Origin of the sequence: Salinivibrio sp. VYel1 (assembly GCF_009377945.1) — a bacterium.
Taxonomy (GTDB): domain Bacteria; phylum Pseudomonadota; class Gammaproteobacteria; order Enterobacterales; family Vibrionaceae; genus Salinivibrio; species Salinivibrio siamensis.
In genome coordinates, this window is sequence record NZ_RSAM01000008.1 from 36,608 (window position 1) to 50,318 (window position 13,711).

Consider the following 13,711-nt stretch of genomic DNA (forward strand, 5'->3'; position numbering starts at 1 on the left):
GCTTCACCGTCTAACTAAACCAGCCGTGTAAAAACCAAGTTTGCTCTGGCGTGCGAAACACCCACAGCCATTGTTGCTGGGCGTTTTGGGCAATAAAGTAATCGCGCTGGATAGGCACGCCTTCCCACCAGCCCGTGACAATCCGCTCCGGCCCTTCACGTAAGGTGACCTTACCAATCAGTGGTGTGGGTTGCGGCAACAATAAACTTGGACGTGGGCGCGTAGGTGCCGAGGCCGTCGGCGTGGCGCTATGATGATGAGGGACATGTTGGCTGGCCGCCTCGGGACGGTGATGATCCACATACGCTAACCGCATGACCGCCTCCTCTCCTAGTCGGGCTGCCAGTGTCGCGACCAACTCATCACGGTTTTGCTCGCCTTGCTGCGCGCTAAAGAGATCGGTTTGTCCAGGCTGGTGACAATCGATTTGCGAAGCCGCCACACTGACCGCAGTCACCGGCTGGCTCACTTGCCATGACGCCAGCCGTAAACGCACCAAAGCCATCCAGCGCTCGGAGTCTTTCTCGCCATGCGCGGCCATCACCGGCAGGGTTTCTTCACATCCATCACGCAAGCTAAAGCCCAACGTCAGCGCAGGCGTGCAGGCACTACGCTGCTCAAGAAAACGGCACAATGCCGAGACGAGATTCTCGATAATAGGCAATAAATGGGCTTGCTCACTAAGTTCAAACAATAAAACCCGTTGCTGAAAAAATTGCAGCGGTGGCTGAAAATAATTCAGCGGCGTCGGCTTATCGCCACGCACTTCGGCAAGATAGTCCACCACCGAGCGGGGAAAACGTCGCGTCAGCGAAGCGGTGGGCAAGGCGATAAGCTCACCTAACTGAGAGAGGCCCAGGCGCGTAAACTGGGTTTTCACCGTCTCCGGTAAAGGGGCTGCGGTCAGCGGCACTTGCTGCAAAGCCGCCTGTAAGTGCTCGGGGTCGATACTAACCTTGCCCGCGTGGCCATACGCCATAAGCTCGGCGGCTCGCGGCGTTTCGCCCACCCCTGCTTGATAACGAATACCACTTTCCACCAGCGTTTGAGTCACCGCCTGCCATAGTGGGGGAAACCCTTGATATAAGGCCAACATCGGTGACACGTGTAGCCATAAACCTTTAGGGGAATTAAGACTGATTTCCGCGACCAGTGGATAAAGCTGTGCGGCAAGCTGCTCAAGCGCGGACTGCTCTTTCACCGCACAATAAGGATACACCGCAAGCTGATGGCAAATAAGCGCCGCCGCCCCTAACCCCATACCGATATTTAGGCCTTGCGCGTTCGCTGCTACAGAGAGCTGCACTAAACGGCCTTCTTGCTCGCTAACCAGCCCCACCGCTTGCACCGATGACGGCGCATAAAGGCTATCTAACAGCAAGCTCGGGCAATGCAGATACAGCCACAATGACATTACGCTTGCTCCCGCTGTTGTCGTGAGGGAAAGGCAAGCAAATTCTCAGCGTTGCTCGGCCAGGTCACCAACGCGGGCCATTGCGTGCGCCAATCAAGAGTAAACGGAGCCGGTGGCCATTGGCCGCGACAATAGCGCACCGTGACCGTTACGCCACATACGGAAGGGGCCAATGCCACGCTTAAATCGACCGGCAAGGTCAATGAGTACGTCTGCTGGCGGCGCAACAGTACCACCGCACATTGGCCATGTTCGGCCGCCAGTTTTAGGCGCTTCACTTGTCCAACCGTGAGCGAAGATGGCCATAACACTACCGCCTGACACGCGCCACTGCGCGCCGCTTGCTCGGCGGCCCACAGCGCATCTTGATCGCTTTTGGGGGACACCAACAAGGTGTTGTCTGTGGAGTAGCCTTGCTGATGTAGCATCGCTGCGTTGAGTCCAACCGGTGGCCGGATCCACACCACCTGCTGGCCGCTCGCGTGATACAACGCTGGTAACACCAGCCGCAACTCACCGACACCATAGTCACTGATGATATCCGTCACACCTGGAGACGGAAGCCCGCCAAGGCGCTGATCAAAGACAGTGTAACCAGTCGCTTTTTTATCGGGTAATTCCGCCATTAACGGGCGCTGACTGGCGCGCCATAGGCCGTGTTGTTGAGCTAATTGGTCGAGTGTTTTCATCATTAAAATACCTGTATATATACACAGTATATTTAATGATAAAAACGCTGCAAGGAAAGAAAACAAAAAAAGCAGAAAAGAGGAGGATGGTGCATCAAAGAGAAAAAGACACGCGTGACACCGCAGCAGCTTCGGGACGGATGAGGTGCAATCATTAGCCATTGCGGCTAGGGAATAAGTAGGCGCTTTCCCCAGCGTAAAGTATTACCCACTTTACCCGACAGTAAACGGTATTATATTTCGACGATGGGGGTATTAACGGATTGCGAAGAAGCGAGCATCACTTGGTTGCGGCCACGGTCTTTCGCGCGATACATGAGAAGATCAGCGGTATGGATCAACGCATCTAGCTCTAGCTGCTTTATCTCCTCCACCACATCACTGGAAACAATGGCACCAATGCTCACAGTGACACGAATATCGGCGCCGCCAAATTCAAACACCGTGTCCGCAATATCGCAGCGAATGTGGTTAGCCATTTCAATTAAGGCATCTAAATCTTGGGTCGGGCATAAGATGCAAAACTCTTCTCCGCCTAAACGCGCAGCGGCCCCTTTTTTAACACATCGCTTTAAATAGCTCGCCAGATGTACCAGCACCTTATCGCCTTGCATATGTCCATAGGTATCATTGACCTGCTTGAAATGGTCAAGGTCAATCAAAATTAATCCTACTTCCTGCTGGCGGCTCAGCTTGGGTTTTAAGCGGGTAAAGTAGGTTTCGAGTCCACGGCGATTTAATAACTGCGTCAAAGGATCGGTATTAGCAAACTCTCGCAAACGTGCATTCGCTCGGCGTAATGCGACCGTGCGTTTATACACCATGCGTTTCAGAATAAAGATATAGGTCACCGCGCCTAACAGCACCGACAACACGATACTGGGAATAAGCCAAGCCGGGTAAGCCTCGACGCGCTCGGTATTGATCCACTTTTGCTTGATGCGTAACAGCTCTTCCGCCGGTATGTTACTCATTCCCTCGCGAACTTGCGCGAGCAAGGCTTGGTTGCCTTTGGGCACCGCCGCATAAATCGGGCGTGTGTAAAGGATTTGCTCTGCGACAAACGTCAATGGCTTATCAAAGGTGAGCATATAAAAATTAGCGACTTGGCTATCCGCCACTAGCGCATCAATCTCACCACTGAAAGCGGCGTCAAATAACCGCTCATTATTGGCGTAAGTCTGTTGTTCAACGTCCGGATAATGCTCGGTGAGATAGCTTGACTCATAACTGCCTGCAACAACACCGACTGCCTTACCGCCGACAAGCGTATCTGTTTTGGTGCCGCGCGCTTCATTGCGGATGTATAACGAACCATCAATATTAAAAATAGGTGCAACAAAATCGAGGTAGTCCTCGCGTTCGGTGGACTTCAATAACCCCGCATGAACACGGTTACCGCCTTCTTTCATATAAGCGAGCGTGTCGGCCCAATCGAGTAACACAAATTGTACGGGCTCATGATTATATTGGCCGTAGGCTTGCCAGAAGTCGACCAACAAGCCTTTTGGTTGGCCATCATCAGACAAGTAGCTGTAAGGCTTCCAGACCGAAGAATGAGTGGCGACTAAAATGTCTTTTTCTTCTGACAGATAGGCGTCGTCAGCCCATGCAAACGTACTCACATACGTGCAGGCCAGGAGCAGCATCCCTGTCAAAAGTCGAAAAGTGCGCGCAAACATTATTAGACAGTCCATTCAAAGAGTCTTGATGGTAGATAAATTCTAAGGGAACGCAAAAGACTTAATAAAAAAGCATGATCCAGTTCAAATTGGAAGCTAGATCACATCAGAAAGCATGCAAATGGCCACTGATGGCCGATAAAAGCAGCAAAAAGGAATACGTCGTATGGTAAAGGTGGAAACATCAACAGAAAGCGTAATCATGATAAAAATATCTTGATTCACCAGTGTGCTGTCATCGGGTTGTAATGATTTAAATCGTCAGCTGTGGTAAATTTACGCGCCCCAAAGGAAGGGAAGACTCATGAGACAGGAGCACTATTGAGTGCTTTATTGTCAATGAAGCCTTTATTGCCCGTGATCAACACAGATCACCGCAGACAATCTATACTCACGATCGATAAACAGTGACGTCACCACAGCAACCCTGGCTGCGGTAACGTCATTGCAAAATGCAAAAAATTCGCTTTCACAGCCACTTAAGTAGTAAAAGTGCGTGGTAAAATTACACTTTTCGGTGTGTTGTGAGAAAGCATCAGGCTTATGTTTCAATTTTTGACCGGAGAAATGTGTCGATGAAAAAGACCAAAATCGTATGTACGATTGGCCCAAAAACCGAATCTGAAGAGATGCTTACTCAGCTTGTTGAAGCTGGCATGAATGTCATGCGCCTTAACTTCTCACACGGTGATTACCAAGAGCATGGTACGCGTATCGCCAACTTGCGTAATGTGATGAAGCAAACCGGCAAACAAGCCGCTATCTTGCTGGATACCAAAGGTCCAGAGATCCGTACGGTAAAACTGGAAGGTGGCGACGATGTGCTACTGGAAGCCGGTCAAACCTTTACATTCACCACAGATACCTCTGTTGTGGGCAATAAAGAACGCGTCGCCGTGACCTACGCTGGTCTGCCGCAAGATTTAAAAGCGGGTGATACAGTACTGGTTGATGATGGTCTACTTGAGATGGAAGTACTAGAAACGACTGAAAAAGAAGTGGTTTGTAAAGTACTCAACAACGGTGAGCTCGGCGAAAACAAAGGCGTTAACCTGCCAGGCGTTTCTGTCAGCTTGCCTGCGCTGGCTGAAAAAGATAAATCGGATCTGAAATTTGGTTGCGAGCAAGGCGTTGATTTTGTTGCTGCCTCATTTATTCGTAAGAAAGAAGACGTAGAAGAAATCCGCGATCTATTGGCGCAAAACGGCGGTAGCGACATCAAGATCATCTCTAAAATTGAGAACCAAGAAGGTGTCGACAACTTTGACGCTATCTTGGAAGCATCTGACGGCATCATGGTTGCTCGTGGTGACCTCGGTGTAGAGATCCCCGTTGAAGAAGTGATCTTCGCGCAGAAGATGATGATCGAAAAATGTAACCGTGCACGCAAGATGGTTATCACGGCGACACAAATGCTCGATTCGATGATCAAAAACCCACGCCCAACCCGCGCAGAAGCAGGTGACGTGGCCAACGCTATCATGGACGGCACCGATGCGGTGATGCTGTCAGGTGAATCAGCGAAAGGGAAGTACCCATTAGAAGCGGTGAGCATTATGGCACAAATCTGTGAGCGCACAGACCGTCAAATGTCTCCAGCTTTAGGCTCTCGCCTTGATAGCGACCGCCTACGTATCACCGAAGCGGTCTGTAAAGGCGCGGTCGATACCTCTCAAAAGCTCAGTGCCCCGTTGATTGTGGTTGCGACTGAAGCAGGTAAGTCAGCGCGCTCAGTGCGTAAGTACTTCCCAACCGCGAACATTGTTGCGGTCACCACTAACCCGAAAACAGCCGCTCACTTGTGTCTGACCAAAGGGGTGACACCTGTGATGATCGAAAGCATCGATAGCACCGATGAGTTCTACCGTCGTGGTAAAACCATCGCGCTAGAGTCAGGCTTAGCGAACAAAGGCGATATCGTGGTCATGGTCTCAGGCGCACTCGTGCCGTCTGGTACCACCAACACCACCTCTGTGCACGTTCTGTAATAAGACGTTTACTGCAGACCTAAGCGGTTTTTACAAACCATCACGCCCCGACTCGTTCGGGGCGTTTTTTTATCACCCGTTCAGTGGCATGATAAAAGAAGGCACAGCAGGAAGCGCAATGAAACCAACCAAAGCACAAGAAGCCATGGCGCATATTTGGGCAGCAGTATTAACCCGCCAGCTCACATTAACACCGAATGCGCACGGCAATTATTCACTCACCGTCGCCACCTTATGCGAACAACTTGGTTTAACCACAGCAACGGCACGTGATGGCTTGCATTTACTCGCCATGGCGGGACGCATCAGCTACCAACCCCAACTCGGATACCAGTTAATGCCCTTAAGTCAGGCAGACTGGCAACCTCTCGCGTCTGGCATACAGGCAATGGTTGGCGCTTTCATGGATAGGCTGCCACCTCGGTTGGATGAGCCGACCTCATTGACCCTACTGGGTTTACTGCACAGCCTACAGAATCTGCCAGCCAAGGATTATCGTGACGTCGCGGCCGTGGCGCACTGGCATCAGCAGCTTCATTACACGCTCTTTGCCGGGATCAACCCGTATCTCGCAGACGCAATACAGCCGCTTGTCGCCCAGCATTTACGCTACCTCACTCATCCTGATATCGGCTTTGAATTTGCAACCAGTTGGCAGCGCTTAATGCCAGTATTGCGCGGGCTTGTCTCTGCGCGACCACAAGCTCACAGCCGCGCTTATCAACACTATTGGCTGGGGCTAAATACTGTGGTCGGAGACAGGATCGGCACCTTTACCAGTGGACAATTTCTTTGAAGTGGGTTTTTATCAATACCGCTAACGGTACCAAATAGATGGCACTAAACTTGACGGCCATCACCGCCAAGGTCAGGGTGGTAACGCGTACTAGGCACTTATTGATTGTTTGTAGTAATGGGTGACTCATCATCATTTCAGTCTAAAGCGGGAAGTCTGTTCAAAAATCAGGCAATAGTTTACAAATTAATCAATAAATCGCAAGCGCCAATCACGCCTGTTATCATCACCCCCCAACAGGCGGCGACTAAGCTGCTGATTTAGTGTGACTGCAGAGAGCAAGATGACAAAAGCATTGACCATTTTGGATATCGCCCGCTTAGCCGGGGTGGGAAAATCAACCGTATCTCGTGTGCTAAACGATGATCCACGGGTCAAAGACAGCACACGCGAGAAAGTACAAGCCGTGATCGATCAGCATGGCTTTATGCCCTCTAAATCCGCACGTGCGATGCGTGCACAACGCAGTGGCGTCGTGGGGGTGATCGTGGCGAAACTCAGCTCCAATTCAGAAAACACTGCACTGACTGGCCTGCTCAATACCTTGTATGCCAAAGGCTATGACGCCGCCATCATGGAAAGCCAATTCTCACAACAAAAAGCACAAGCTCACCTCGATGTGCTGAAACGCCGTAATGTCGACGGTATTATCTTTTTTGGTTTTTCTGGCTGTGATCTCAACGCGCTAGCGCCATTCGCCCCTAACTGTGTTGTGCTAGCCGTCGATAGTGATAAATACGTTAGCGTCAGCTATGACAACCAAGGCGCGGTCGCACAAGTGATGGATCACTTTTATCATCAAGGGTGTCGACATATTGCTTTCTTAGGGATTGATGAGCGAGATGAAACCACAGGTCTCGCCCGCTCTGGTGCCTACCAGCATTTTTGCCAAACCCACCAGATCTCACCACGACTACACCGCTGTGAGATGAGCTTGCATGCCGCCTACAACGCCACAGATAGCCTCATCAATACACAGACCGATGCCATTGTTTGTGCGTCCGATACCCTCGCTCTGGGGGTCGCGAAACGCCTACAAACACTTGGGCGAGAAGACATCGCTATTGGCGGCATTGGCAATCACGACATGCTACGCTTTATGTTTCCACGCGCCGTCAGTGTGGAGCTAGGTTACCACCAAGCAGGGCAACATGCGGCCGACTTGCTACTCAAGCAGCTGGATGACGACGATCCCGTGGTTAGCCACTGGACACAACCTTGCCACCTGGTGACACCCTAACCTTCAACCAACACCAAAAATCAGGCAGTTACAAATTTCTGTGTGATGGTTTTCAAACAATGGGAACGATTCCACTGATAATTGGATTAGTACGATCCATAATCAGTGGGAACGTTACCAATGAATACCCTACAGCAATACAGGATTGCTTATGAGCCAGATAGATAAAAAAGCCATTGACCAATTGGTCACGCATATTGGCGGCAAAGACAACATCGCCACCGTTAGCCACTGCCTAACCCGTTTACGATTCGTGCTAAACGATCCGGAAAAAGCGGACGTGGCTGCGATTGAAGCGCTCCCCATGGTCAAAGGCTGCTTTACCAGCGCCGGTCAATTTCAGGTGGTGATCGGCACCAATGTCGACCAAGTGTACGCCCTACTAGAAGAACAAACCGGGGTGGAAGGCCAGTCAAAAGACGAGGCCAAACAAGCCGCGCGCCAAAATATGAGCCTGACTGAGCGTGCCATCTCACACCTCGCGGAAATTTTTGTTCCCCTTTTACCCGCGATTATCACCGGTGGTCTAATCCTCGGCTTCCGTAATGTGATCGGCGATATCCGCATGTTCGATGGCAAAACCCTGACCGAAATCAGTGAGTTTTGGGCCACCGCTCACGGCTTCTTATGGCTGCTTGGCGAAGCCATCTTCCACTTCCTGCCTGTCGGCGTATGTTGGGCGACGGTGAGGAAAATGGGCGGCACACCCATTTTGGGTATCGTGCTAGGTATTACCCTAGTATCGCCACAGTTGATGAACGCTTACCTTATCGGTAAAGAGATGCCTGAAGTGTGGGACTTTGGCTGGTTCTCAATTGAAAAAGTCGGCTACCAAGCACAGGTGATCCCAGCCATGTTTGCAGGGATGGCTTTGGCATTTATTGAAACCCAGTTAAAACGTATTATTCCAGATTACCTTTATCTTGTGGTGGTGCCGTTTGTCGCGCTGCTCACCTCAGTGGTACTGGCGCACACCCTTATCGGTCCCTTTGGGCGTGAAATCGGCAACGGCGTCGCCTTCTTGGCTCGCACGGCGATGACCGGTGATTTCGCCTTTATCGGTGCAGCGCTATTTGGCTTCCTCTATGCACCTTTGGTGATTACCGGTGTTCACCACACCACCAACGCGGTGGACTTGCAGCTGATGCAGGAAATGGGCGGCACGCCTATTTGGCCGCTGATTGCCCTGTCCAACATTGCACAAGCCTCGGCGGTGGTTGGCATTATTTGGGTCAGCAAGAAAGAAAACGAACGTGAAATCTCTGTGCCCGCGGCGATTTCCGCCTACCTTGGCGTGACAGAGCCGGCCATGTACGGGATTAACCTACGTTACAAATTCCCAATGCTGTGCGCGATGGTTGGCTCAGCGCTGGCCGCCATTGTGTGTGGTCTTTCCGGTGTGATGGCCAACGGTATTGGTGTAGGTGGCCTACCAGGCATCTTATCTATACAGCCACAATTCTGGGGTGTTTACGCAGTCGCGATGTTAATCGCCATCTTGGTGCCAATCGCACTCACCGCCTTTATGTATCGCCGCCAGGCCAGCAAAGGCAAATTGGCGGTCGTCTAATTCCCATTCCGTCCGCGGGGAGTACGCTCCCCGCTTTTTTAGCGTTAAGAGAGACATTATGCACGCACATCCCTGGTGGAAAACGGCCACCATCTATCAGATTTACCCGAAAAGCTTCCGTGATACCACACAAACAGGGACAGGTGATCTGCCGGGCATTATCGAAAAACTGGACTATTTTTCGACCTTGGGCATCGATGCATTATGGCTAACCCCCATTTATGTATCACCACAAGTCGATAACGGCTACGACATTGCCGATTATTACGCGATTGACCCCAGCCTAGGCACCATGGACGACTTCGACACCCTGCTCGCCGAGGCGCATAAGCGCGATATCCGCATCATCATGGATATTGTGATTAACCACACCTCGACCGAGCACCCCTGGTTCCAATCAGCGCTGACTGGTAAAGACAGTCCCTATCGCGATTACTACATCTGGAAAGATCCGGTTAACGGCGGTGTTCCTAACAACTGGCAATCAAAATTTGGTGGTAGCGCGTGGCAATGGCACGAACCCACCGGCCAGTATTACCTCCACCTATTTGCCACCGAACAGGCCGATCTTAACTGGGAAAATCCTGAGGTGCGGGCAGCCGTCAAAGACGTAATGGCCTTTTGGGCCGAGAAAGGCGTGGATGGCTTTCGCCTCGATGTGATCAATTTGATCTCCAAAGATCAGTCATTTCCCAACGATCATCAAGGCGATGGTCGCCGTTTTTATACCGATGGTCCCCGCGTCCACGAGTACTTGCAAGAGATCAGCCGGGATATTTTTCAGCATTACGGCAGCGTCACCGTGGGCGAGATGTCTTCAACCACTCTGGAGCACTGTCAGCAATACTCCGCGCCGGATGGCAAAGAGCTCTCCATGGTGTTTAACTTCCACCACTTAAAAGTCGATTATCCGGGCGGCGAGAAGTGGCGACTGGCGCCGTTTGACTTCTTGGCCCTAAAACAGCTTTTCCGCACTTGGCAACACGGCCTGCATAATCAAGGTTGGGGCGCACTGTTTTGGTGTAACCACGACCAGCCGCGTGTGGTCAGCCGCTTTGGTGATGACCGCCACTATCGGGTCGCGTCCGCTAAAATGCTTGCCACTGCGATTCATATGCAGCAAGGCACGCCTTACGTGTATCAAGGGGAAGAAATTGGCATGACTAACCCTGGCTATCAGCGTATCGATGACTATCAAGACGTTGAGAGTCGCAACATGCACCGTCTGCTGTGCGACCAAGGCATGCCAGAAGGGGAAGTGCTGGCCATTCTGGCGGCACGCTCGCGCGATAATTCACGCACGCCTATGCAGTGGGACAGTTCAGCAAACGCCGGTTTTACCACAGGTACACCGTGGCTAACGCCTGCGCCTAACTATGTTGACGTCAATGTCGACACCGCACTGGCGGATAAAGACTCGGTGTTCTATCACTACAAAAAGCTGATTTCCCTGCGTAAAACCTTACCCGTGATCCGTGAAGGCGATTATCAGGACTTGTTGCCTGACCACCCACAACTGCTCGCCTATCGTCGCGACAATGGCGATAGCCAACTGGTGGTGGTGTGTAATTTTTATGGCGAACGGGTCACGGCAACCTTGCCTCTCGCCCCGACCCCGAACGCAGACTTGGTGAGCCATAATTACCCAGAAGCCAAGCCCTTAATGCCAGAAATGCAACTGGCACCCTATGAAGCCTTGGTGTATTTGATTCATCCCGCTTAACCGACACAAAAATGGCACGCCTTGGCGTGCCATTTTTCTTTCAACGGCCAGTGGCTTTGGTTACTGACGCAACGCTCGCTCGCCGCGTGCGATGCCAACCACACCGCTGCGTGCCACCTCAATGATCTCGGTAATCTCACCGACCGCGCGAATAAAGGCATCTAACTTGTCACTGTCACCCGTCAACTGCACGGTGTAGAGCGAGTGCGTCACATCCACAATCTGACCGCGGAAAATATCGGCGGTGCGTTTTACCTCCGCGCGGGCAAAGCCGCTGGCTTTCACCTTCACCAACGCCAGCTCGCGCTCAATATGATCGCTTTCAGTCACATTGCTTACTTTCAGCACATCAATCAGCTTGTGCAGGTGCTTTTCGATTTGCTCGCGGTCCGCGTCACTCACCACCGAGGTGGTGATATTCAAGCGCGATAAGGTTGCGTCATCCGTCGGTGACACCGTGAGTGATTCAATGTTGTAGCCACGCTGAGAGAATAAGCCCACCACGCGCGACAAGGCACCTGGTTCGTTTTCCATTAAAACCGATACAATACTGCGCATTAGGTTCTCTCCGTTTTGCTCAACCACATTTCATTCATCGCCCCACCGCGTACCTGCATCGGATAAACGTGCTCGGTTTCATCAACATTGATATCGACAAAGACCAAGCGATCTTTCATCGCTAAGGCTGCCTCTAAGCCCGCTTCCAGCTCGGACGGGTGATTAATGCGCATCCCCACATGACCATAGGCCTCAGTGATCGCAGCAAAGTCCGGCACCGAGTCCATATAAGAGTGCGAATGGCGGCCTTGGTAAATCATGTCCTGCCATTGTTTGACCATTCCGAGGAAACGGTTGTTGAGGTTGACGATCACGACCGGAATGTCGTATTGCAATGCCGTCGACAGCTCCTGAATGTTCATTTGAATACTGCCATCACCGGTGACACACACCACCTGCGCGTCCGGCAGCGCAAACTTCACCCCCATGGCGGCGGGTAGCCCAAAGCCCATGGTGCCCAAGCCGCCGGAGTTAATCCAACGACGTGGTTTATCAAACGGATAATAGAGTGCCGCAAACATTTGATGCTGGCCGACGTCTGAGGTCACATACGCCTCGCCATGGGTGAGGCGATACAAGGTTTCAATCACTTGCTGGGGTTTAATCCGCTCAGGATCAGCGACATATTGCAAACATTGGCGCTCACGCCAAATCTGAATATTGTGCCACCAGGTGCTGATCGCATCGCTGTCGTTATTGCCACCTTGCTCCACCAGCAATTTGAGCATGCTATTTAATACCGCATCCGCCGAGCCGACGATGGGAATATCTGCGGCCACGGTTTTAGAAATGCTGGAAGGATCCACATCAATGTGCATGATGGTGGCATCGGGACAGTATTTTTCTAGATTGTTGGTGGTACGATCGTCAAAACGAACACCAATACCAAAAATCAGATCGGCTTGGTGCATCGCCATGTTCGCTTCGTAGGTGCCATGCATACCCAGCATACCCAGCGCGTGATCATGGGTGCCGGGAAACGCCCCCAGGCCCATCAATGTGCTAACGACGGGGATGTTTAGACTTTCTGACAACTGGCGAATTTGCTCGCCGCAGTCGGCCATGATGGCCCCACCACCGACGTATAGCACCGGCTTTTTCGCTGCCAGTAGCGCTTTTAAGCCACGTTTGATCTGACCTTTGTGCCCTGACGTGGTCGGGTTGTAAGAGCGCATACGCACACTATCAGGGTACTGATACGGATGCTTTTGCGCCGGATTCAGCATGTCTTTGGGGATATCCACCACCACAGGGCCGGGACGTCCTGTCGCGGCAAGATAAAAAGCTTTTTTTACAATATTGGGAATATCTTCGGCGCGCTGGACTAAAAAGCTGTGTTTGACCACCGGGCGGGAGATCCCCACCATGTCACACTCTTGGAAGGCATCATTACCAATCAGGCCGCTCATGACTTGGCCAGAAAACACCACCATGGGGATCGAGTCCATATACGCGGTGGCAATGCCGGTAATGGCATTGGTTGCCCCTGGGCCTGACGTGACCAGAACCACGCCCACTTCCCCCGTGGCACGCGCATAACCATCGGCCATGTGTACCGCGGCTTGTTCGTGGCGCACCAACACATGGTCGATATCACTTTTTTCGTGTAATGCGTCGTAAATATCCAGTACCGACCCGCCTGGATAGCCAAAAATATGTTTTACGCCTTGATCGATCATGGAGCGCACGATCATCTCGGCACCGGATAACATTTCCACTCTACGCCTCCCTGTTTGCATAGTTAGGACTTACTTTTAGCCTAATCCTGCCCCTTACTCTTGGATGTACTGGTGGTCACTCACCACGCGGACATCTGAACCAAATACTGGCGGTAAGGCGGCGTTAGATTGTCACTTGGCCTGCTTCGGATGAAGCTGCAATCAATGTAACGTTTTATTTGCAAAACTGTCTATTAGCTAATCAGTATTTACATTTTTAATCTAAATGTTGAGTTAATGTTGCTGGTTTACGCTGACCAAGGGGGAAGAAATTGGAAACATCCACTATAAAATCGACACTTTGCCAGATTTGCTATTAAGGCGTGGGGAGAA

At 51.5% G+C, this 13,711-nt stretch carries 11 protein-coding genes; 5 read left to right on the forward strand and 6 right to left on the reverse strand.

Annotation, left to right across the window (positions count from 1 at the left end; all coding sequences use genetic code 11):
* Nucleotides 1-10: 10 nt before the first annotated feature.
* The 3 genes from EHW58_RS09040 to EHW58_RS09050 all read right to left on the reverse strand — a co-directional run bounded on the left by EHW58_RS09040 (nt 11) and on the right by EHW58_RS09050 (nt 3,728).
* Nucleotides 11-1,414 carry a DNA polymerase Y family protein gene (locus tag EHW58_RS09040; RefSeq protein ID WP_152796028.1) on the reverse strand — a complete coding sequence of 468 codons (1,404 nt, stop codon included), beginning with the start codon at nt 1,412-1,414 and terminating at the stop codon, nt 11-13.
* The gene (gene imuA, locus EHW58_RS09045; protein ID WP_172971701.1) at nt 1,414-2,106 is read right to left on the reverse strand and encodes a translesion DNA synthesis-associated protein ImuA; all 693 of its coding nucleotides are present in this window, start codon (nt 2,104-2,106) and stop codon (nt 1,414-1,416) included. Before imuA ends, EHW58_RS09040 begins: the two co-directional genes overlap by 1 nt.
* A 230-nt stretch (nt 2,107-2,336) precedes the next feature.
* The gene (locus EHW58_RS09050; protein ID WP_172971702.1) at nt 2,337-3,728 is read right to left on the reverse strand and encodes a sensor domain-containing diguanylate cyclase; all 1,392 of its coding nucleotides are present in this window, start codon (nt 3,726-3,728) and stop codon (nt 2,337-2,339) included.
* A gap of 632 nt (nt 3,729-4,360) precedes the next feature.
* Between EHW58_RS09050 and pykF the strand changes: the two genes are divergently transcribed.
* Nucleotides 4,361-5,773: a pyruvate kinase PykF gene (gene pykF / locus EHW58_RS09055; RefSeq protein ID WP_046074251.1), complete on the forward strand. Its 1,413-nt coding sequence runs from the start codon at nt 4,361-4,363 to the stop codon at nt 5,771-5,773.
* Nucleotides 5,774-5,891: 118 nt separating this feature from the next.
* Nucleotides 5,892-6,569 (forward strand): hypothetical protein, encoded by a 678-nt coding sequence (locus EHW58_RS09060; protein ID WP_077638653.1) that lies wholly within the window; start codon nt 5,892-5,894, stop codon nt 6,567-6,569.
* Here EHW58_RS09060 and EHW58_RS15665 read toward each other — a convergent pair.
* Nucleotides 6,547-6,699, reverse strand: a complete 153-nt coding sequence (locus tag EHW58_RS15665; RefSeq protein ID WP_167369486.1) for a hypothetical protein — start codon at nt 6,697-6,699, stop codon at nt 6,547-6,549. The two genes, EHW58_RS09060 and EHW58_RS15665, sit on opposite strands and share 23 nt — an antisense overlap.
* 153 nt (nt 6,700-6,852) lie before the next feature.
* Here EHW58_RS15665 and treR point away from each other — a divergent pair, with 153 nt between their 5' ends.
* The 3 genes from treR (at nt 6,853) to treC (ending at nt 11,102) form a co-directional block, all read left to right on the forward strand.
* Nucleotides 6,853-7,809: a trehalose operon repressor TreR gene (treR, locus tag EHW58_RS09065; RefSeq protein ID WP_152796034.1), complete on the forward strand. Its 957-nt coding sequence runs from the start codon at nt 6,853-6,855 to the stop codon at nt 7,807-7,809.
* A 151-nt stretch (nt 7,810-7,960) separates the two neighbouring features.
* Nucleotides 7,961-9,379 (forward strand): PTS trehalose transporter subunit IIBC, encoded by a 1,419-nt coding sequence (gene treB / locus EHW58_RS09070; RefSeq protein WP_046074254.1) that lies wholly within the window; start codon nt 7,961-7,963, stop codon nt 9,377-9,379.
* 58 nt (nt 9,380-9,437) lie between these two features.
* Entirely contained in the window at nt 9,438-11,102 is a 1,665-nt protein-coding gene (gene treC, locus EHW58_RS09075; RefSeq protein ID WP_152796036.1) for an alpha,alpha-phosphotrehalase, read from the forward strand.
* 60 nt (nt 11,103-11,162) lie between these two features.
* Here the strand turns inward: treC and ilvN are convergent, their stop codons facing one another.
* The gene (gene ilvN, locus EHW58_RS09080; protein ID WP_046074256.1) at nt 11,163-11,660 is read right to left on the reverse strand and encodes an acetolactate synthase small subunit; all 498 of its coding nucleotides are present in this window, start codon (nt 11,658-11,660) and stop codon (nt 11,163-11,165) included.
* Complete coding sequence (locus tag EHW58_RS09085; RefSeq protein WP_077606375.1) at nt 11,660-13,378, reverse strand: acetolactate synthase 3 large subunit; 1,719 nt, start codon at nt 13,376-13,378, stop codon at nt 11,660-11,662. The genes ilvN and EHW58_RS09085 overlap by 1 nt, the downstream gene beginning before the upstream one ends.
* Nucleotides 13,379-13,711: the final 333 nt, after the last annotated feature.